This window comes from Plantactinospora sp. ZYX-F-223 (assembly GCF_039649625.1).
Taxonomy (GTDB): domain Bacteria; phylum Actinomycetota; class Actinomycetes; order Mycobacteriales; family Micromonosporaceae; genus Plantactinospora.
The window spans coordinates 106,030-124,623 of sequence record NZ_JBDJAV010000021.1; the positions used below are offsets into that span (position 1 = coordinate 106,030).

20 protein-coding genes and 1 riboswitch are annotated in these 18,594 nt (G+C 72.6%); of the genes, 6 read left to right on the plus strand and 14 right to left on the minus strand.

Annotated elements, in window-relative coordinates; translation table 11 throughout:
- Window positions 1-93 precede the first annotated feature (93 nt).
- Window positions 94-867, minus strand: a complete 774-nt coding sequence (locus AAH979_RS21930) for an IclR family transcriptional regulator (RefSeq protein ID WP_346259986.1) — start codon at window positions 865-867, stop codon at window positions 94-96.
- Window positions 868-1,051: 184 nt separating this feature from the next.
- Between AAH979_RS21930 and AAH979_RS21935 the strand changes: the two genes are divergently transcribed.
- Complete coding sequence (locus AAH979_RS21935; RefSeq protein WP_346259987.1) at window positions 1,052-1,339, plus strand: hypothetical protein; 288 nt, start codon at window positions 1,052-1,054, stop codon at window positions 1,337-1,339.
- A 235-nt stretch (window positions 1,340-1,574) separates the two neighbouring features.
- On the opposite strand, the gene AAH979_RS21940 is transcribed toward AAH979_RS21935, so the two are convergent.
- Window positions 1,575-2,048: a GNAT family N-acetyltransferase gene (locus tag AAH979_RS21940; RefSeq protein ID WP_346259988.1), complete on the minus strand. Its 474-nt coding sequence runs from the start codon at window positions 2,046-2,048 to the stop codon at window positions 1,575-1,577.
- Window positions 2,049-2,229: 181 nt separating this feature from the next.
- Between AAH979_RS21940 and AAH979_RS21945 the strand changes: the two genes are divergently transcribed.
- Window positions 2,230-3,234, plus strand: a complete 1,005-nt coding sequence (locus AAH979_RS21945; protein ID WP_346259989.1) for a M20/M25/M40 family metallo-hydrolase — start codon at window positions 2,230-2,232, stop codon at window positions 3,232-3,234.
- Here AAH979_RS21945 and AAH979_RS21950 read toward each other — a convergent pair.
- From AAH979_RS21950 to AAH979_RS21970, 5 genes are all read right to left on the minus strand, one after another.
- Window positions 3,227-3,883 (minus strand): hypothetical protein, encoded by a 657-nt coding sequence (locus tag AAH979_RS21950; protein ID WP_346259990.1) that lies wholly within the window; start codon window positions 3,881-3,883, stop codon window positions 3,227-3,229. The two genes, AAH979_RS21945 and AAH979_RS21950, sit on opposite strands and share 8 nt — an antisense overlap.
- 352 nt (window positions 3,884-4,235) lie before the next feature.
- The gene (locus AAH979_RS21955) at window positions 4,236-4,775 is read right to left on the minus strand and encodes a hypothetical protein (RefSeq protein ID WP_346259991.1); all 540 of its coding nucleotides are present in this window, start codon (window positions 4,773-4,775) and stop codon (window positions 4,236-4,238) included.
- Between the two features lie 250 nt (window positions 4,776-5,025).
- The gene (locus AAH979_RS21960) at window positions 5,026-5,553 is read right to left on the minus strand and encodes an O-acetyl-ADP-ribose deacetylase (protein ID WP_346259992.1); all 528 of its coding nucleotides are present in this window, start codon (window positions 5,551-5,553) and stop codon (window positions 5,026-5,028) included.
- Between the two features lie 96 nt (window positions 5,554-5,649).
- Complete coding sequence (locus AAH979_RS21965) at window positions 5,650-6,669, minus strand: hypothetical protein (RefSeq protein WP_346259993.1); 1,020 nt, start codon at window positions 6,667-6,669, stop codon at window positions 5,650-5,652.
- A gap of 3 nt (window positions 6,670-6,672) precedes the next feature.
- Window positions 6,673-6,806: riboswitch (cyclic di-AMP (ydaO/yuaA leader) on the minus strand.
- Between the two features lie 253 nt (window positions 6,807-7,059).
- Entirely contained in the window at window positions 7,060-8,088 is a 1,029-nt protein-coding gene (locus AAH979_RS21970; protein ID WP_346259994.1) for an SDR family oxidoreductase, read from the minus strand.
- Between the two features lie 209 nt (window positions 8,089-8,297).
- Here AAH979_RS21970 and AAH979_RS21975 point away from each other — a divergent pair, with 209 nt between their 5' ends.
- On the plus strand, window positions 8,298-9,008 hold the full coding sequence (locus AAH979_RS21975; RefSeq protein ID WP_346259995.1) for a polysaccharide deacetylase family protein: 711 nt from the start codon (window positions 8,298-8,300) through the stop codon (window positions 9,006-9,008).
- Window positions 9,009-9,084: 76 nt separating this feature from the next.
- Here the strand turns inward: AAH979_RS21975 and AAH979_RS21980 are convergent, their stop codons facing one another.
- Together AAH979_RS21980 and AAH979_RS21985 are read right to left on the minus strand one after the other, a co-directional pair.
- Window positions 9,085-10,206 carry a glycosyltransferase gene (locus AAH979_RS21980; protein WP_346259996.1) on the minus strand — a complete coding sequence of 374 codons (1,122 nt, stop codon included), beginning with the start codon at window positions 10,204-10,206 and terminating at the stop codon, window positions 9,085-9,087.
- A gap of 174 nt (window positions 10,207-10,380) precedes the next feature.
- The gene (locus AAH979_RS21985) at window positions 10,381-10,926 is read right to left on the minus strand and encodes a hypothetical protein (RefSeq protein WP_346259997.1); all 546 of its coding nucleotides are present in this window, start codon (window positions 10,924-10,926) and stop codon (window positions 10,381-10,383) included.
- 338 nt (window positions 10,927-11,264) lie between these two features.
- Here AAH979_RS21985 and AAH979_RS21990 point away from each other — a divergent pair, with 338 nt between their 5' ends.
- Window positions 11,265-11,576 (plus strand): hypothetical protein, encoded by a 312-nt coding sequence (locus AAH979_RS21990; protein ID WP_346259998.1) that lies wholly within the window; start codon window positions 11,265-11,267, stop codon window positions 11,574-11,576.
- A 40-nt stretch (window positions 11,577-11,616) separates the two neighbouring features.
- Here AAH979_RS21990 and AAH979_RS21995 read toward each other — a convergent pair whose 3' ends face one another.
- The 3 genes from AAH979_RS21995 to AAH979_RS22005 form a co-directional block, all read right to left on the minus strand.
- Window positions 11,617-12,090 carry a ribose-5-phosphate isomerase gene (locus AAH979_RS21995; protein ID WP_346259999.1) on the minus strand — a complete coding sequence of 158 codons (474 nt, stop codon included), beginning with the start codon at window positions 12,088-12,090 and terminating at the stop codon, window positions 11,617-11,619.
- A 180-nt stretch (window positions 12,091-12,270) separates the two neighbouring features.
- A complete protein-coding gene (locus AAH979_RS22000; RefSeq protein ID WP_346260000.1) occupies window positions 12,271-13,545 on the minus strand; it encodes a DUF1015 family protein in 1,275 nt (424 codons plus the stop codon).
- A 111-nt stretch (window positions 13,546-13,656) separates the two neighbouring features.
- Entirely contained in the window at window positions 13,657-14,286 is a 630-nt protein-coding gene (locus tag AAH979_RS22005; protein ID WP_346260001.1) for a disulfide bond formation protein DsbA, read from the minus strand.
- Between the two features lie 219 nt (window positions 14,287-14,505).
- On the opposite strand from AAH979_RS22005, the gene pepN reads away from it, so the two are divergent.
- A complete protein-coding gene (gene pepN, locus AAH979_RS22010) occupies window positions 14,506-17,058 on the plus strand; it encodes an aminopeptidase N (RefSeq protein WP_346260032.1) in 2,553 nt (850 codons plus the stop codon).
- 166 nt (window positions 17,059-17,224) lie between these two features.
- Window positions 17,225-17,788 (plus strand): Uma2 family endonuclease, encoded by a 564-nt coding sequence (locus tag AAH979_RS22015; RefSeq protein ID WP_346260002.1) that lies wholly within the window; start codon window positions 17,225-17,227, stop codon window positions 17,786-17,788.
- 40 nt (window positions 17,789-17,828) lie between these two features.
- Here AAH979_RS22015 and AAH979_RS22020 read toward each other — a convergent pair whose 3' ends face one another.
- A complete protein-coding gene (locus AAH979_RS22020) occupies window positions 17,829-18,194 on the minus strand; it encodes a DUF5130 family protein (protein WP_346260033.1) in 366 nt (121 codons plus the stop codon).
- Window positions 18,195-18,258: 64 nt separating this feature from the next.
- Window positions 18,259-18,537 carry a hypothetical protein gene (locus tag AAH979_RS22025; protein WP_318395077.1) on the minus strand — a complete coding sequence of 93 codons (279 nt, stop codon included), beginning with the start codon at window positions 18,535-18,537 and terminating at the stop codon, window positions 18,259-18,261.
- Window positions 18,538-18,594 lie beyond the last annotated feature (57 nt).

An 18,594-nucleotide genomic window follows, 5' to 3' on the forward strand; every position in this document is an offset into this window, starting at 1 on the left:
GATCGACCACCGAAAGTCCGGCGATGGTCTCGTCGGCGTCCGACCCGAAGTGCCGGTGGACCAGCCGTGAGCCGGTCGACGGAACACCTCTGGTCAGCGGTAGAGGCTCTCGCTCAGCTCCTTCGCCGCCTCCCGGAGCGCCTCGACGGCCCGGCTCACCCCTTCCGGCCCCATCCGGGCGGTCGGGCCGGCGATGGTCAGCGAGGCGACCGGGATGCCGCTGCGATCCGGCAACGGTACGCCCACCGCCACCAGCCCCGGCTCGCTCTCCCCGTGGTTGACCGAGTAGCCCTGCGCCCTGGCCTCGGCCAACTCCTCGAACAGGGTGGCCCGGTCGGTGTTGGTCGCCTCGGTCACCTGCTCCAGCTTCTCGTGCGGATAGAGCCGCTGCACCGCCTCCAGCGACATGCCGGCGAGCAGCACCTTGCCGCCGGACGAGGCGTGCGCGGGCAGGCTGACCCCGGCCCGGGACGCGACCCGGACGGCGTTCGCCGACTCGACCGAGTCCACGAACCGGACGTGGTTGCCCTCCAGAATCTGCAGGCTGGCGGTCTCGCCGGTCGTCGCCACCAGACGCTCCAGGTACGGCCGGGCCTTGCGCCGGACGTCGAGCTTGGACAGCGCACCCATCCCGACCTCGATCAGCACCGGCCCCGGGTGGTACGCCCGGGTGGTCGGGTTCTGCGCCGCGAAACCGCGGTAGACGAGCATGGCCAGCAGCCGGTGCGCGGTGGAGCGGGCGACGTTCAGCTCCTCGGCCGCCTCGGCGACCCGGATGCTCGGTTTGGTCTTCAGCAGCAGCAGGAGCCGCAGGGCGTGGTCGACCGAAGCGATGTGATACGGCGGAACGGCCGACTCATTCTTCATGGCGGAATAATAGTCAGGGCCTTACTACTGTGCAGACTCGCGACGTAGGTTTCTGCCAGAAAGCACCGGCCACCCGCGCTACCCACGACCCGGCGACGCGTTCGAGCGCCAGCACCGGGGGTGCTCCGCAACTCCGGCGCCGATCCCGTGAACATCGCGCCGTTGGTCGATGGGAGATTGTTCCATGTCATTGGCCGACCCGGTAGGACCCGGCCGGCGAACTGACCGGCGCGAGGCCGTCAGCTTCACCATCGAGCTGCCGATCGCCGGCAACATCACCACCACTCACCACCTGGCCAGCAGCATGAAGCTGCTCGCCGAGACCGACGGGCTCGCCGGCCGGCTCCGGGCCGAACCGGCGCTGATCCCCCGGTGTTCCGGTTCACCGGCGACAGCATCCCGTCCGCAGCACCAAATCGTTCGGTCACTACGCGACGCCGGGCAGTTGACCCGACGGCCGACCGGGGAGTAGTCGGTGCGTGGACTGTCGAGCTGGGTGCACAGACGGGGCGCGGAAGCCGGGGTTGCCGAGACGGCGCATGAGGTGCCGCTCGGGTCGACCGGCCGGCGGGGGGGGTCGGGGCCTGGACAGCCCGGGACCGTGGGCGCACAAGCGGGGCAGCTCGACAGTCCGCCCGGCAGATACCCCGACCCCACACCACCTCGCACCCGACCCGACGTCAGGAGATCGCCAGAAAGACGGGGCACTAGTCCAGGCGCAGCAGGGTCTCCTCGATCTCGGCCTGCCGCGCGTTGGCGAAGGAGGTCTCGACTCCGACGACCTCGAACCCGGCCCTGCGGAGTACCCGAAGCGAGCCGGCGTTGTCGCTGGCGACCCGGGCATGCAGCGGCCGGGCGGTGACCAGGTCGAGCAGGAGCGCCAGTGCCGCGCTCGCGATGCCGCGCCCCCAGGCCGCCCGGTCGATCCAGTAGGTGATCTCGGTGTCGCCGTCGACGACGAAGCTGCCGATGCTGCCGACCAGCGCGCCGTTCCAGGTGACTGCCCGCAGCACCACGTCGGCCGAGGCGCGCAGCCGGGCCAGCCGCGCGTCGAAGGCCGCCCGGTCGTCCGGATCGTCGACCGTGAAGGCCGCCATCCGGACCGACGCCGGGTCACGCGACTGCGCGAAGAGCGCGTCGAGGTCCGCGTCCCGCACCGGCCGCAGCGCGACGATTCCCATGCCGGCCTCCATCCCCCTGGTCGCCCTGGCTCGGCCAGCAACCTAACAGCGGGCACCGACACCGACCGGCCATCCGCTCCGCGCCGCCGACCTGCGGTGCCGTGCCGGGATGGATTGCGGGTTGCGGCGGGCAGCCATGATCGCAGGAGACGGTACCGGCGACGTTGCCACGGAGGCATGGATGGTCCTCACCGCCCCGCCACGACTGCGCCCCCTGCCACCCGCGATGGCCGAACGGTTGGCCACGGTACGGACCGGCGTTGACGAGGCGCGGCTGCGCCGGCACGTGGAGCGGCTGGACGTGCCGCGCGGTCGCCACCACGCGGCACCGGCGATGACCAGGGCCGAGTCGTACGTGGCCGGGGAGCTGGAGCGGGCCGGCTGGCGGGTCGCTCGACGCGAGTTCACCGTGCCGGGCGACTCGGTCTCCGGGGTGAACCTGCTCGCCGAGCCGCCGGCCGAGGAGGGCACGGACCCTCGCCGGCCGACGGTGCTGATCGGCGCGCACCTGGACACCGTGCCGGGCAGTCCCGGGGCCGACGACAACGCCTCCGGGGTGGCCTGCCTGCTGGAACTCGCCCGGATACTGCCGGAACTCGGACTGGCCCGGCATGTCCGGCTGGCCGTCTTCGACGAGGAGGAGACCGGGCTGCACGGCTCGCGGGCGCTGGCCGGCGAGTTGGGTACGCTCGGCCGCCCCGCCGCGGTCGTCGTCTTCGAGTGCATCGGGTTCTACTCGGCCCTACCCGGCAGCCAGGTGCTGCCGCCCGGTGCCGGACTGGTCTATCCGGGACAGCGCCGCCGGATCCGGCAGCGCGGCTGGCGCGGCGACTGGACGCTGGTGGCGTACCGGCAGTCGGCGGGGCGGCTGGCCCGGCTCTTCGGCGAGTGCCTGACCCACCTGGCCGGACCCGGTACGGCGCTACTGGCCCGGGACGCGCTCGACCTGCGCCTCGCCGGCCCGCTGCTGCGCCGGTACGTGCCGACCACCGAGCACTTCGCCCGCAGCGACCACCAGCCGTTCTGGGACATCGGCGTACCGGCGATCCAGATCACCGACACCGCCGACTTCCGCAACCCGTACTACCACCAGCCCACCGACACCCCGAACACCCTCGACTACCACCGGATCGCCGACATCGCCGCCGCCACCGCCGTAAGCCTCGCCGGCCTCGGCATCAGGTGAGCCGACCGGGCGTCGTGTCGCTCGCCCCGAACTGGCCGTCGGGTCGGGTCGGAAGGTCGGCGTGCAGCCGGGCCAGTTCGGTTGCGCTGCCGATCCCGGCACGGAACGACGGATGTACGACGTACTCCCGGATCGCCGAGGCGAGGAAGTCGGGTTGGACGTTCAGCTGCCCGACCGGCAGTTCGTCGCTACGCGGTGGGCGGCCTGGCCACGGATGCCAGCCCCGGCGGTAGAGCGTGATGCGGGGGCTGACCGGTGCCGGTCGCGGTGGCCCGCCGGGCGCCAGGTCGTCCCAGCCGATGGTGGTGTCGCCCCGGGCCCCGTGCACGGAGATCCCGGTCGGGTCCAGCACGAGACCCGCCCGCTGGAGGAACGGCGCGGCCAGCGCGCACCCGACGATGACGGCGAACACGGCTCCGTGGTAGGTCTCGGACGGCCAGTCGTTGAAGCCGAGCCCGTCCCGCGCCGGTCCACCCTCGACCACCACCAGCCCTGCGGCACCCCAGAGAGACACGATCGTCAGGACGCCCTGCAAGCGGGGGAACTCCGCGACGACGAACCGGCGGGCCGCAGTTTCGATTTGGAAGGTGGCGGGACGCCGTCGCAGCGGCGCGACGACCCGGGTGAGGACGACGAGCGGCGCTACCACGGTGAGGACCAGCGCCAGCAGGTGGAGCAGCAGGCCCAGGCCGGAGGGCTTGATCCGATCTGGTCACCGGTTCCAGCCACCAGGTCACCGCGAACCGGCTCAGGAAGGCAAGGATGCCGAGCGCCAGGGCAGCGGCCCGGAGCACGCCGGATGACATGATCGAAGGGTAGCGAGGCTGGTCAATGTCGCAGGACGAGTCGCGGACCCGCTGCCCGACGGCCCGCCCAGGTCAGCGGAGTACGCGACGAGGGGTGGCCAGGGTCACCTTGGCGGCCGCCGAGAGAAGCGGACGACGACCGTTCCCTTGACGTACTACCGGAAGATCGACGGCAGTGGCCGATCGATACGCCAATTACCCCGACACCTGACCGCCGTCCGGACCGGACGGTAGCCCGTGCTCGGCGTGCGGTCCGTGGTCGGCGACCTGGGCGTCGAACCACGCGTGCAGAGCACGCAACAGCTCCGGCTCGGTCGTCCGGTAGTCCAGTCGTGCCCCGGCGGGCAGCTCGGAATACTCGATCCCGATCCGGCCGGCGCCGGCCCGCAACTCCGCCAGCCCCGGCATCTCGGTCCCGTGGATCCGGGCCGGGTCGGTGAAGTCACCCCGGCGGAACCGCTCGGCTTCCGCCCGTAGGTGTTTGCGGACCAGAGCCACCTGCCGCCGCTCCACCGGCTCGTCCGCGGTGACCGTCTGATGGCCGCCGTCGGCGGTGGGGGTGAACCGGTGGGTGGTGCGTTCGAGGTCGAACGGCATGACCTCGCGACCGCGTTCGGCGACCTCCGCCTGTCGCCGGGCGTCGGCGGGAGCGCCCTCGTCACGCCCCCGGTCGACGACGAACAGTACGGCGGCGGCCACCGCGAGGGCAGCCAGCCCGGCGGTGCAGCCCAGCACGACCCGGCGGCGTCCCGGACGGTACGAAGTGGGTCCGTGCTGGTCATCGGCTTGTCAGTGGTCATCGGCAGCCTCCGCGAGTCGTCGCACGGCGGCCAGGATCGCCGGCCGTTCGTCGGGTGGAATCCGGTCGAGCAGCGCGGTGAACCGGGCCTCCCGGGCGGCGGCGAGCCGGTCGGCCGCGCGGCAGCCCTGCGTGCTGAGGGTGAGCCAGACTCCCCGGCCGTCGCCGGCCGCCGGACGGGGGCAGTCAGCCCGGCGGTGCGGCCGGGTTCGACCGGTCGAGGGCCGCCCGCAGCAGCGTGCCGGTCTGCTCGTCGAACGCGACCAGCCGGATCGTCTCGACCGCCGAGGGTGTGGACCGGAGCGTGTCGACCGCTATCCGCGCCGCCTGGTCGGCCGGAAACCCGTAGACCCCGGTGGCGATGGCCGGAAAGGCCACGCTGCGCGCGCCCACCTCGTCGGCGACCGCCAGACAGCGGCGGTAGCAGGAGGCGAGCACCTCGGCCTCGCCGTACCCGCCGCCCTCCCAGACCGGGCCGACGGTGTGGATGACGTGCCGGACCGGCGGGTCGAGGTCGAACGCCGGGGTCGCCACCGCCTCGCCGGGCGCGCAGGGGCCGATCGCCCCGCCCGCCTCGGCCAGTCGGGGCCCGGCCGCCCGGTGGATGGCACCGTCCACGCCACCGCCGCCGAGCAGCGACTCGTTGGCCGCGGTGACGATCGCGTCCACGCGCTCCCGGGTGATGTCGCCCCGGACGACTTCGATGACGGCCATCCGCCGATGATGCCAGCCGGCGCGCGACATGTCCGCCCAACGCGACCGCCCCGTCACCTGGCGGGCAGGTGACGGGGCGGTCGGGGTGGCTCGGGCCTACAGCATGGAGACGTGCACGTGGTCGGTGTGGTCACTCGGACCGCTGTAGGAACTCCAGCCCTCGTCCGGGAACCAGATCTCCTTGTACCAGATCACGTAGAGGATGCCGAGCCGGTCCGCGTTGCGGATCAGGAACGCGGCCAGGTCGTTGCCGTACTTCATCTGGTCGTCGTTGGCGGCCCGGCTGAAGCCGGAATTGCGCAGCGACCAGTCGCAGGCGCGGCCCTTCGGATGCTCGAACGGACCACCGGGCCGGAAGCAGCCGACGAACCTCTTGAAGCCCGCCCGGCGCACCTCGTTGTACATGTGCAGCGTCCGGGCGGTGATGCAGCCGCCGGTGGTCGGGTCGTCCCGGTTGCAGGGCAGCCCCGGGAAGCCGTCCGCCATCCCCGGCCCGGGCCGGGCGACCGGCGAGGTTGCCGCCACCAGACCCTTGTCGGGGCGCGAGTTGCCGCCCACCAGGGCGAGCGCCTTCTTCGCGTCCGACTGCTGCTTCTTGATGATCTTCTCTTGCGCGGCCTGCTTGGCGACCTCCTCGTCGATCGCCTTCTTGGCCGCGCCGACCTCGTCCCGCGCCGCGTTGAGCGCCCGGAGCTTGCTGTTGTTGAACAGGTTCAGCTCGTTGAGCGCCGAAGCCCGCTCCATGAACGAATCGGACGAGTCGGCAGAGCCGTTGCTCAGCAGCATCGCGATGGCGCTGAGCTTGCCGCTGCGGTAGGACTCGGCCGCGATCTCGCTCGCCTCCGGAGTGAGTGCCGCCAGCCGGGCCTCCGCCTGCTTCAACTGGTTGCCGAGCTGCTGCTGCCGCCGCTGGGACTTGGTGCGTTCGGCCTTCGCTTCGGCGAGCCGCTTACCTGCGCTGGCGAGCACGTCCCCGAGCACCGGCGAGTCGGCCTCTTCCTGAGGGGCCGGTTTCGGCGCGGGCGCCGCCGACGCCTCCGACGGAACCACGACCAGAGCTGCGGCGGTGAGCAGTGCCAGGGCAGTCGCCAGCCTTCGGCGTAGGGGTGCCCTCACATGTATCCCTTCCGTCGGCCGCCGACCGGGTTAGCTGACGGGTTCGGGATGGAAGTGGTCCCTACCGCTGTCGCGGATTCACCCCAGGGGTGCGTGGGTCCCCGGCTCGCCGTGTGGCGATTAGGCGGCGATCAGCGCCGGACCACGCGGTATCCGGCGGCTATGAACGGCAGACAGCATACCCGGTTTCACTTCCGGAATGGCAAGACCCGTTCGCGGCTAAAGGCGTTGCGAGACAACGACTATCAGTAATCACCGCGTGTCGGACGCATCGAAGGACGTGCTTTGCCCGCCATTATCGACTAGCTGCTGTCGGCTATTTACCAAGCGCGTTCCCACCCGTCCGACGTGCGGAAACACGTCCAGGTTGGTCGGTGGGTGATTCTCCGGTCACCGCCTGCGCCAGGGCGTTGTGCCGAACAGCACACCGGCCACGGTACCGGCCGAGAGGAGACCCGCTGTCACCGCGCCCCGGTGCTGGGACAGCCAGAGTTGCGGACTCCGCGCCCGGTACGGCGTGTCGAACGCGCCGTGTGCGCCCGGGTCCGCCCCGGTGCCGTCGTCGACCGGGTGCCAGAGGTTGGCCGGTCGGCTCCGGTCGGCTGGCTGCTCCGTCTGCTGGCCGGAGTACCCGGTCCGGGCCAGGTACCGGTCGAGCAGCCCGGGCAGGCACCGGTTGCCGAGGATGGTGCCGACGGTCGAGGCGCCCACCCAGTACTCCCGCCGGCCCGGCCGGTCGGCCGCGTACATGACGGCCCGGGCCGCCAACTCGGGCTGGTAGATCGGTGGTACCGGTCGGGCCCGGTTGCGCAGCCGGGACAGCACCCAGTCGAACTGCGGGGTGTTCAGCGCCGGCAGGTGCACCATGGTGAGCCGGACCGGGCTCCGGTCGTGCAGCAGTTCACAGCGCAGCGACTCGGTGAACCCGACGATGGCGTGCTTCGCGCCGCAGTACGCGGACTGCAGCGGGATCGACCGGTAGGCCAGTGCCGACCCGACCTGCACGATCGTGCCGGTCCCGCGCGGCAACATCCGGTCGAGCGCGGCCCGGGTGCCGTGGACGTACCCGAGATAGCAGACCTCGGTCACCCGCCGGAACTCCTCCGGCCCGATCTCCGTGAAGGGCGCGAACACCGAGGCCATGGCGTTGTTGACCCACAGGTCGATCGGCCCGAGTTCGCTGGTCGCCCGGTCCGCCGCCGCCTCGATCTGGCGGTGGTCCGCCACGTCGGTCTCGATCGGCAGCGCCACACCCCCGGCCGCGCGGACGTCCTCGGCCGCGCCCCGCAAGCCGCTCCCGCCCCGGGCCAGCAGGGCGAGCCGCATCCCCCGGCGGGCCAGCAGCCGGGCCGTCGCCCGGCCGACCCCGGCACTCGCTCCGGTGATCACCGCTACCCGCGCCGCAGGTCGCCCGCGCATCCCGCTCCCCCGTCCCGAACCTCCCCGGATCGCCGGGCGCCGGCTACCCGGCCGAAGCTCCGGCAAACTCCGCCGATCGGGCAGGGCGGCACGGAACGCGGAAGGCGCCGGAGACCGGAGCAACCGGGGCAGGCCACCCGTCCGGGTGAGGATGAACACCGGCCGCGCGGGTAACCGCGTCCGCGATGGTGCGGCGGGTGGAGGAACGAGTGCGCGGACGCGCGGTACCGGCGACGACCGTCGGTGCCGCGCTGGCCGCCCAGGTGGTGCCGGCAGTGACGGTGCTGCCCGGGGTACGGCTGCGGTTCTTCCCCCGGCTGAGCGGGCGCGGCTCCCCCGGGCACGTCGCGCTCACCTTCGACGACGGCCCCGACCCGGCCTCCACCCCGCTCTTCGTCGAGACCCTGGCCGCGCACCGGACCCGCGCAACGTTCTTCCTGCTCGGGTCGATGCTGGCCCGGGCACCGGAGCTCGGCCTGGACCTCGCCGCCGCCGGGCACGAGGTGGCGGTGCACGGCTGGGCGCACCAGAACCTGCTGCTCCGCGGCCCGCACGCGACCTACCGCGACCTGGCCCGGACCCGCGAGCTGATCGGTGCGGTGACCGGCCGGGTACCCCGGTTCTTCCGCCCGCCGTACGGGGTGTTCAGCGCCGCCGCCCTGATGGCCGCGCGCCGGCTGGACCTGACCCCGGTGCTCTGGACCTGCTGGGGGCGGGACTGGACCCGGTCGGCGACCCGCTCCTCGGTACTCGACACGCTGCGCGGCGGGCTGGCCGGTGGCGGCACGGTGCTGCTGCACGACTCCGACTGCACCTCCGCGCCGGGTGCGTGGCGGGCCAGCCTCGCCGCGCTGCCGTACCTGCTGGAGGAGTGCCTCCGCCGGGGCTGGCGGGTCGGCCCGCTCGGCGAACACGGCTGATCCGCCGCCCGCGATCGCCTCCGGGACAGGGCGGCCCCGACCGGCGCGCCGAGTGCGACGCGCCCCGGGAGCGTGCTCAGCCCACCCGGTCGGTCACCTCACCGGGCACCGCCTCGGCGCGGCTGCCCGGTAGGGCCGGTACGGCCGGTACGGCGGTGCTGGCCGCCCGCCGCGCGCCGGCGAGCGGGTGCCGGGCCCGGGTCACCACGCCGGCGTGCGCCCGCCGCGCCGCCTGGAGCGCGGTGAAGAGCCCGTACGCCCCGCGACCCACCAGCCGGTGCTTGAGCCCAGCCGCGCCGCCCGGCGGCTGGTAGCCGGCCGGTGGCAGGTGGGCCCGGTACCGGGTGACGATCTCGGCGAAGAACTCGCGGCGGCGGCTCGGCGGCACCCGCCGGGGATGGCCGAGCACCTGCAACAGGTGCCAGATCATCCGCTGGAAGATCCGGTGTCGCAGCTCGGCAGGCACCGCCGGGTCGGCGTCCAGGCCGGCCAGGACACGGTCCCAGTGCGCGAAGACCTCGAAGTGCCGCTCGCTGACCGTAGCGGTGATCGCCCCCTCCGGGCGCTGCCGATAGGCGTAACAGCACCGGTCCAGCAGGGTGATCCGCCGCGCGGCGAGCATCAGCGGGAAGCTGAACGAGACGTCCTCGTACCAGCCGGGGCCGAAGGTGAGACCCAGGTCGAGGAGGAACCGGCGCCGGATCACCTTGTTGCAGGTGATGTGCAGCACCGACAGCAGGGCCGGTCGCTCCCCCAGCGTGAACGTCTCCGGCACCGGACTCCCGGCGCCGACCTGGGAGAGCGACAGGTGCCGGGTCCCGCCGTTCGGGTAGTACCGGGTGTACGCGGTGACCAGCAGGTCGGGCCGGGTCCGGGTCAGCCGCTCGGCGACGGCACTGAGGCTTCCCTCGGGCAGCCAGTCGTCGCCGTCGACGAACCAGACGTACTCGCCGGTGGCCCGGGACAGGCCGGCGTTGCGGGCCGCCCCGAGCCCCTGGTTGCGGCCGAGGGTGACCACCACCAGCCGGGAGTCGCGTTCGGCGTACCGGGCCAGGATCGCCGCGCTGCCGTCGCTGGAACCGTCGTCCACCGCCACCAGCTCAAGGTCGCGGAAGGACGTGTCGAGAATGGAGTCCAGGCAGTCGGCCAGGTACTCCCGCACCTGGTAGACCGGGACTATCACGCTGAGCAGGGTCACCGTGGCAACCTCCGGTGGAGGACGGAGACCGAATAGTAGCGCCGAGTAATCGACCGCCACGCGCTCAGTAACTATCGAGTGACCAAATTGTGATTTGTCGCTTCGATCAACACCTGTCCGGATCGGCCGGTGGACCGGACCGGCGGCCCCGGCCGGTCACCCGCACGGCCCCGCTCAGAGCCCCGCCACCCAGTTCCACAGGTCGACGACCCACTCGGTCTGGCGCAGGTACGCCACCCCGACCCCGGCCAGGAAGAGCCCGGTGACCAGGTGCGCGCCCCGGGCACTGCGGCGTACCCGGCCGAGCTGGCGCTCCCAGACCACCCGGCCGACCAGCCGGGCCAGCGCGAAGAGGCCGACCGCGACGAAGAGGGTCAGCACGAAGGTGACCACCGGACTGGTCAGGTCGCCCCGGGCCGAGATCGCCCAGATCCCCCAGCAGACGAAGGCGAAGAGGCCACCCAGCATGCTCCAGTGCCGTCCGATGCGCAGCTGCCGCCAGTGGTAACCCGGCGGGAGCTGCTGCCGCTCCTGCTCCGCCACCGGCCACCCGGTGCCGGTCGGCTCGTGCGGCGCCTCGGGCTCGGTACGCGGCCGCGGCACCCCGACCTGCGCCACACCCCGCCGGAAGCCCTCGGGCCCCGGCGGCATCCCCGGTCCCTCCGCACCGGGCGGCATCTCGACGGTCCGCTCGGCCCAGGGCTGCGTCTGGTCTGCCATCTGTCCTGTCCTCCCCATCGGCTCGGGCCCGGAACCCGTCCCAGTTCCGAGGGTAGCCAGCCGGTACACAGCGCGCCGAGCCAGCATCGACCGGTGCCGCCGCCTTCGGCCGGCACCCCATACCGCCCGCCCGGCGAGCTTCCGATCCCGCGACCGGCATGGCACCGGCCGGTAGGGTCAGCACGTGACCGATCCGCGCGAGGTCCTCGGCCGGCTCGAACCTGCCGCTGAGGACGCCGACGAGCGGAGCGAGGAGGGGACATGACCGAGCGGAGCGAGGGCATCAGCCAGCCCAGGCTCGCAGGTCATGACGCCGACGAGCGGAGCGAGGAGGGGGCATGACCGATCCGGAACGTCGGCGGCGGAGGCTGCGCCACGACCCGTCGAGCGGTGGCGGCGGCCAGCCCGGGGAGGGCCGTCGCGGCGGAGACCCGGGCATCGGGCCGGGAGCCGGGGACGACCGGGACGCGGAACGCGGCCTGCGCGGGCTGATCGGCTCGGGCGCCTCCCAGGTGAGTGTCGGGGCGGCGATGCGGGCCCGGGACGCGGCCCGGCCGACCGAGGCCGACCTCGCCGAGGCGGCCGAACGGCTGGTGCTGGTCCGGCGCAACTGGGTGCCCCGGGACGAGCTGCCGCGCGGCGGCCGCTGAGCGCCCGCCGCCGGCCAGCGGGGCGGGCGGCTCGGCCCCGCTACGACGCCGGCAGCGCCGGCAGCGCGCCGGAGCGCTCGTACTCGGCGACCTGCCCGATCCGCCGCGCGTGCCGCTCGTTGCCGGAGAACGGCGTGGTGAGGAACGCCTCCACGATTGCGGTCGCCTCGTCCAGGGTGTGCTGGCGAGCACCGATCGCGACCACGTTCGCGTCGTTGTGCTCCCGGGCGAGCTGGGCGGTCTCGACATTCCAGGCGAGAGCCGCGCGTACCCCGGCCACCTTGTTGGCGGCGATCTGCTCGCCGTTGCCCGAACCGCCGATCACCACGCCCAGGCTGCCCGGGTCGGCCACCACCCGGGCGCCACTGTGCAGGCAGAACACCGGGTAGTCGTCGTCCGGGTCGAAGAGGAACGGCCCGACGTCCACCAGTTCGTAGCCCTGCTTGGCCAGATGGTTGGCCAGGTGCACCTTCAGTTCGTAGCCGGCGTGGTCGGATCCCAAGTAGACGCGCATACCGCGCAGTCTGTCAGCCCGCCACGGCCACCCGCCGGCAGGCACGGCGAGAGCCGGACAGATCACAGCGTGATCCGGCCGGAGCAGAGGCCACCCGGGCGCCCGACACAGCCTCCAGGCGCCCGCCGCACGGCCCGAAGCCCTACGCCGTCAGCCCGGCCGCCGTCAGCCCGCCCGCCGTCAGCCGTGTGGCGCCTCCGCCGCGTCCCGGCCGAGTTCGGCCAGGACCAGCCCGGCCCGGGCCTTCGGGGTGAACCAGGTGCTCTTCCTGGGCATCTTCTGCCGGGCCAGGTTGACCGCGACGAAGTCCTGCACGGTCACCGGAGCGATCAGGACCGCCAGCTCCGCCCGGCCCGCGTCGACCTCGCCGACCAGCCAGCGCGCCGGATAGTCCCCACCGACGTACGTGATCCGCTTGTCGCCGGGGTCGAGTCCGAGCGCGTCCCGCAGCAGCACCCGCTCGACGAGTGCGTGGTCCAGATTCTCCACTCCGCCACCGGAGCCGGCGGGAAGCGTGACGGCATAGGTCGTGCCGGCCGCGTAGAGCTGGATCGTGCCGCCGGAGTCCGGCACCGCCGCCGGACCGGGCACCGGCTCGACCTGGGCGCCGGCCGCGCGCAGCCGGTCGAGCAGTTCGTCCGGGGTACTGGTCAGCTCGCTGACCAGCCGGTTGTACGGCTGGATCGCCACCGAGGCGGGTGTGGTGATCACCGCGAGGAACCGGGGCAGCTCACCGATCTGCGCGGCCAGGCTGCGGTGGTTGCCGTCCGCGACGACCAGCTCACCGGCGCCGGCCAGCGCCAGCAGCTCGTCCTGGCCGGGCCCCGGCCCGAGCAGCCAGATGGCGTGGGTACGCCCCGCCTGGTCGGTGTCGGTCGCGGCCGGCGGACCGGCCGCCTCGGTGGCCTCGGCCAGCGCCCGGTGCAGTGCCTCGCCGGCGTTCCGTCCCGGACCGTCCTCGCCGCCGGTCTCGCCGCCGCCGGCCCGGTTGCCGGTCTGGAGCAGCAGCACCGGCGAGAGGAGATGGCCGGTCGCCTCGGCCAGCGCCACCCGCTCGCGCACCTTGGCGATGAAGACGTCCTCGTTCCGGATCACCAGCCCGGGCTCGTCCGCGCTGGTGGAGATCTGGTCGGTGTCGACCATGGCAAATATCCCGTAACCGGGCTCGTCGCCGGGCGCGGTGATCCGGTAGAGCACCACGACCTGCTCGGCCGGGGTGTAGCTGCCGTCGGCCCGGGCCTGGGCCAACCGGGCGATCGCGTCGGGCAGCGCATCGGTGAAGGACCGCCCGAGGCTCTCCGGCGCCCGGTGCGGCATCTCGATCGCGAGTGCGCTGGCTGGGTTGTCCCGGATGATCGCCGTGATCTCGGCGTCGTCGGCGAACTCGTCGTAGTTCTGGGCGCCGGTGCCGCCAGTGGTGACCCAGGCGCGGGTGATCGGATGCACGACCGTCATGTGCGGGAACGCTACCGGCGGTGTCGGACCCGGCGTACGGATACCCCGACCGTTTCCACCCCGTGGGCGGCCCGGCCCGGTGGCGTACCGGCCGGGCCGCCCGGGGTGCGCTCAGTCGAAGCTCGGTGCCTCGGTACGGGTCCGCTTCAGCTCGTAGAAGCCCGGGGTGCCGGCGACCAGGAGTACCCCGTCCCAGAGCCGGCCGGCCGCCTCGCCCTTCGGGGCCGGGGTGATCACCGGGCCGAAGAACGCGACGGTCTCCCCCGGCACCGGGCCGGGAGCGTGGATCACCGGCGTGCCGACGTCCTGGCCGACCGGCTTCATCCCGGCGTTGTGGCTGGCCCGCAGTGCCTCGTCGTACTCGGTCGAGTCGGCGGCGTCGGCCAGCGCCGGGTCCAGCCCGACGTCGGCCAGCGCCGCCCGGTACAGCTCCGGCCCCCGGTCCTCCTTGGCGAGGTGGATCCGGTTGCCGAGCGCGGTGTAGAGCTTGGCGACCGCCTCGGAACCGTGCCGCTGCTCGACCGCGATGCAGATCCGCACCGGGCCCCAGGCGGTCTTCAGCCCCTCCCGGTACTGCTCGGGAAGGTCCTCCCGGCCCTCGTTGAGCACCGAGAGGCTCATCACCCGGAACCGGATGTCGACCGCCCGGACCTTCTCCACCTCCAGCAGCCAACGGGAGGTGATCCAGGCCCACGGGCAGATCGGGTCGAAGAACATGTCTACGGACGCGCGCTCGGACACGGCGCGACTCCCTTCGTCGTCGGGGAGGCCGGAATCGGCGACACCGTTACAGATCTTCACCCCAGGGACCCGCCACCGACAGCGGGATGAGACCGTGACCTGGAGCACCAGTGGCAATCCCGCCGGCATGAAACACTCGACGTCGAGCCGTGGGGATGGCTCGACGCTGTCAACGGAGATAGCCAGCGGGAAGACCGGATGGAGATTCACGTGCCAGGAGTGCGTAACCTGACCCAGGTCGAGGCGACGGAGCGGGGTCGTCTGCTCGACGTCACCGGCTATGACATCCGCCTGGACCTGTCGTCCGCCGGGCAGGGCGCGGACGGCCGCACCTTCCGTTCGACGACCGAGGTCCGGTTCCGGTGCGCCGAGCCGGGCGCCGCTACCTTCATCGAGGTGGCCGCCGATTCGGTACGCGCCGCGACGCTGAACGGCGCCCCGGTCGACCTCTCCGGCTGGTCGGCCGAGGACGGTCTCACCCTGACCGGTCTGGCCGCCGAGAACACCCTGGTCGTCGACGCCGACTTCCTCTACTCCTCCAGCGGTCAGGGGCTGCACCGCAGCGTCGACCCGGTGGACGGCGAGACCTATCTCTACAGCCAGTTCGAGACCGCCGACGCGCAGCGGGTCTTCGCCTGTTTCGACCAGCCGGACCTGAAGAGCGTCTTCACCTGGCACGCGACCGTGCCGGCACACTGGCGGGTCATCTCCAACATGCCGCTGCGCGCCGAGGAGCCGGCCGGCGCCGAGACCAAGACGGTCCACTTCGCCGAGTCGGTCCGGATGAGCACCTACATCACCGCGCTCTGCGCCGGCCCCTACCACGAGGTGCGGTACACCCACGACGGTGTCGACCTCGGCTACTTCTGCCGGACCAGCATGGCCCCGTACCTCGACTCGGCGGACCTGAACCTGATCACCACCCAGGGCTTCGACTTCTTCCACCAGCAGTTCGGGGTCCGCTATCCGCTGCCGAAATACGACCAGGTGTGGGTGCCGGACTTCAACGCCGGCGCGATGGAGAACTTCGGCTGCGTCACGCACGCCGAGGCGCACTACCTGTTCCGGTCCCAGGAGACCGACTTCGAGTACGAGCAGCGGGCCAACACGATCCTGCACGAGCTGGCCCACATGTGGTTCGGCGACCTGGTCACCATGCGCTGGTGGAACGACCTGTGGCTGAACGAGTCGTTCGCCGAGTGGGCCAGCCACTGGGCCAACACCAACGCCACCCGGTTCGCCGACGCCTGGACGACCTTCCTCTCCATCCGCAAGAACTGGGGCTACCGGCAGGACCAGCTCTCCTCCACCCACCCGGTCTACTGCGAGATGCCGGACCTGGAGGCCGTCGAGGTCAACTTCGACGGCATCACGTACGCCAAGGGCGCCAGCGTGCTCAAGCAGCTCGTGGCGTACGTCGGTGAGGCGCCGTTCCTGGAGGGCCTGCGCAGCTACTTCGGCAAGTACGCCTGGAGCAACGCCACCTTCGACGACCTGCTCAGCGAGCTGGAGGCGGCCTCCGGCCGGGAACTGCGCAAGTTCGCCGCCGAGTGGCTGGAGACCTCCCAGGTCAACACGCTCCGCCCGGAGGTGTCGATCGGCCCGGACGGGACGTACGAGTCGGTGGTGGTCCGGCAGGAGGCGCCGAGCGAGCACCCGACGCTGCGTACGCACCGGATCGGGGTGGGCCTCTACGACCTGCGGGACAACCGGCTGGTCCGGCGGGACCGGATCGAGGTCGACGTCGCCGGCGAGCGTACCGAGCTGTCCCCGCTCACCGGCGTGGCGGCGCCGGACGTGCTGCTGCTCAACGACGACGACCTGACCTATGCCAAGCTGCGGCTGGACGAGCGGTCGATGGCAACGGTGGTGCGGCACATCGCCGGGTTCGAGTCGTCGCTGGCCCGGGGCCTGTGCTGGGCCGCCGCCTGGGACATGGTCCGGGACGCCGAACTCTCCGCCCGCGACTACGTGGCGCTGGCGCTGGCCGGGCTGCCCGCCGAGACCGACATCAACCTGGTCACCGCGACGCTGCGGCAGGTCTCCGCCACGCTCACCTCGTACGCTGCGCCGGAGTGGGCGCCGACCGGTTGGGCGCACTTCGCCGGTACGGCAGCGACCGCGCTGCGCGCCGCCGAGCCGGGTAGCGGCCTGCAACTGGCCTGGGCCCGGACCTACGCCTCGGCGGCCCGCAGCGACGAGGAACTGGCCGTGCTCCGGGGCTGGCTGGACGGTGCCGAGGTGCCGGACGGGCTGACCATCGACACCGAGCTGCGCTGGACGGTGCTGCGTGCCCTGGTCGCGGGAGGCGTGGCGGGGCGAGCCGAGATCGACTCCGAGCTGGCCACGGACCGCACGTCGAGCGGCGAGCGGGAGGCCGCGCTCGCGCACGCGCTGCTGCCCACCGCCGAGAACAAGGAGACGGTGTGGCGCACCCTGACCGGGGACGAGGCGCTGCCGAACTGGCGGCACCGGGCGCTGCTCCAGGGCTTCCAGCATCCGGCGCAGGTCGAGCTGACCGCACCGTACGCCGAGCGGTTCTTCCAGGTCGTCGCCCAGATCTGGAAGAAGCGGGACAGCGAGCCGGCGCAGGAGTTCGTCATGCTGGCCTACCCGGCATACCAGATCACCGAGGAGACCATCCGGCTGACCGACGCCTGGCTGGCCGAGCCGGGACATCCCGCGCCGCTGCGCCGGCTGGTCGCCGAGGGCCGGGACGGAGTAGTGCGGGCGCTGAAGGCCCGGGCCAAGGACGCCGCGTCACCGTCCTGACCTCACCGCCGAACTGACCGCCGCCGGGCGCCGGATCCGATCCGGCGCCCGGCGCCGTCGTCACGCCCGGAAACGATTCGGGTACCGGCCGCCGGCTCGGGCCGGGCGGTGCGGGACGACCGCCGGCTGGTCCGGGCCGTTAGGCTTCCCGATGGAGGTGGATTCGATGGCCCAACCACGCTACGAGTGGCATCCGCCCGAGCAGGGGTGGACCGAGGACGATCTGCGCACCCTGCCTGCGGACGGGCACCGGTACGAGATCATCGACGGGAGCCTCCACGTGACCCCTCCAGCCGACTTTCAGCATCACGAGCTGGCTGACGAGATCCGCGCCGCCCTACGCGCCGCCGCCCCGTCGAAGTGGCGGGTGATCCGCGAGATCGGTCTACGGGTACCGGGCGGCAACGCGATCCCGGACATCACGGTGCTGCGACCGAGCGCGCCGCAGGACGCGATGTGGGCTGATCCGGAAGACGTGGCGCTGGTGGTCGAGGTGGAGTCGCCGAGCAGCCGCCGGCACGACCGGTTCACCAAGCTGGGCCTGTACGCCGAGGCCGGCATCGAGTCGTACTGGCGGATCGAACGTGCCGAGCGGGGCCCGATCGCCCACCTCTATCTGCGCGCTCCCGCCGGCCACTACGAGCTGCACCGGTCCGTTCCGCCTACCGGCACGGAGCTGGTCGAGCTGCCGTTTCCGGTCCGGGTCACCCCCGGCACCTGGCTGGCCTGACCGGCCCACGAGCCGAGCGGCAGCCCGGACGAGCGCGCCGTCAGGCCGAGCGGCCAGCCCGGGTGGCGAGCTGGTCCAGGCCGCTGACGATGCCGCCGGTGAGGTCGCCGCCGCCGAAGGCGGCCACCATGGAGAGCGCGGCCAGCTTGGCGTCCCGGTCCGGAATCCGCTTGCGGGCCTCGGCACCGGTCACGATCTCCAGCACCCGCTGGTTCGGCGAGAGCGCGACCAGGACGGCGCGGGCCGGGTCGGCCAGCTCCAGGAGCAGCCGCTGCGCGTGTTCGCGTACCGGTTCGGTCAGCGGACCGACGTAGACGGTGAAGACCAGGCCGGTGGACTCGTCGGCGATCCGCAGCGCCTCGTCGATCCGGAGGAGCTGGCGGGTGGTGAACGGCCCGTCGAGCACGTTCGGCCGGGGGGTGGCGCTCGGCCCGACCTCGGCCTCGGGCCGTTCGGCCGTCGCCACGCTCTTACCAGCGGTCACTTGCGCCCCCTGTCACGCCAGCGCGCTTCGGCGCGCTGATGGTCTCGATCTCGCCGCTGGTCAGCGCCCGGGCCTCCGCGCCGGCCGGCAGCGCGGTCCGGGCGGACTCGGTCAGGTGCTCGGGCGAGGAGAGGAACCAGACCGGCGTGAACTCGAAGGGCCGCCCCGGGCGGTACCGCCGGGCGTTACGGCCGCTCTTGCCGGCCCGGGCCAGCACGGTGATCACGAGCACCGCAGCGGCCGGGATGGCAACGAAGACCAGCAACGTGTCGGAAACAGACAACCTCAACGCCCCCAGGCGAAAACGGGATCATCGTGCCGG

Excerpts from the sequence above, each read along its gene's own strand:
- AAH979_RS21930 (WP_346259986.1), bottom strand. The coding sequence starts at position 867 with ATGAAGAATGAGTCGGCCGTTCCGCCGTATCACATCGCTTCGGTCGAC.
- AAH979_RS21935 (WP_346259987.1), top strand. The coding sequence starts at position 1,052 with ATGTCATTGGCCGACCCGGTAGGACCCGGCCGGCGAACTGACCGGCGC.
- AAH979_RS21940 (WP_346259988.1), bottom strand. The coding sequence starts at position 2,048 with ATGGGAATCGTCGCGCTGCGGCCGGTGCGGGACGCGGACCTCGACGCG.
- AAH979_RS21945 (WP_346259989.1), top strand. The coding sequence starts at position 2,230 with ATGGTCCTCACCGCCCCGCCACGACTGCGCCCCCTGCCACCCGCGATG.
- AAH979_RS21960 (WP_346259992.1), bottom strand. The coding sequence starts at position 5,553 with ATGGCCGTCATCGAAGTCGTCCGGGGCGACATCACCCGGGAGCGCGTG.
- AAH979_RS21970 (WP_346259994.1), bottom strand. The coding sequence starts at position 8,088 with ATGCGCGGGCGACCTGCGGCGCGGGTAGCGGTGATCACCGGAGCGAGT.
- AAH979_RS21985 (WP_346259997.1), bottom strand. The coding sequence starts at position 10,926 with ATGGCAGACCAGACGCAGCCCTGGGCCGAGCGGACCGTCGAGATGCCG.
- AAH979_RS21990 (WP_346259998.1), top strand. The coding sequence starts at position 11,265 with ATGACCGATCCGGAACGTCGGCGGCGGAGGCTGCGCCACGACCCGTCG.
- AAH979_RS21995 (WP_346259999.1), bottom strand. The coding sequence starts at position 12,090 with ATGCGCGTCTACTTGGGATCCGACCACGCCGGCTACGAACTGAAGGTG.
- AAH979_RS22000 (WP_346260000.1), bottom strand. The coding sequence starts at position 13,545 with ATGACGGTCGTGCATCCGATCACCCGCGCCTGGGTCACCACTGGCGGC.
- AAH979_RS22015 (WP_346260002.1), top strand. The coding sequence starts at position 17,225 with ATGGCCCAACCACGCTACGAGTGGCATCCGCCCGAGCAGGGGTGGACC.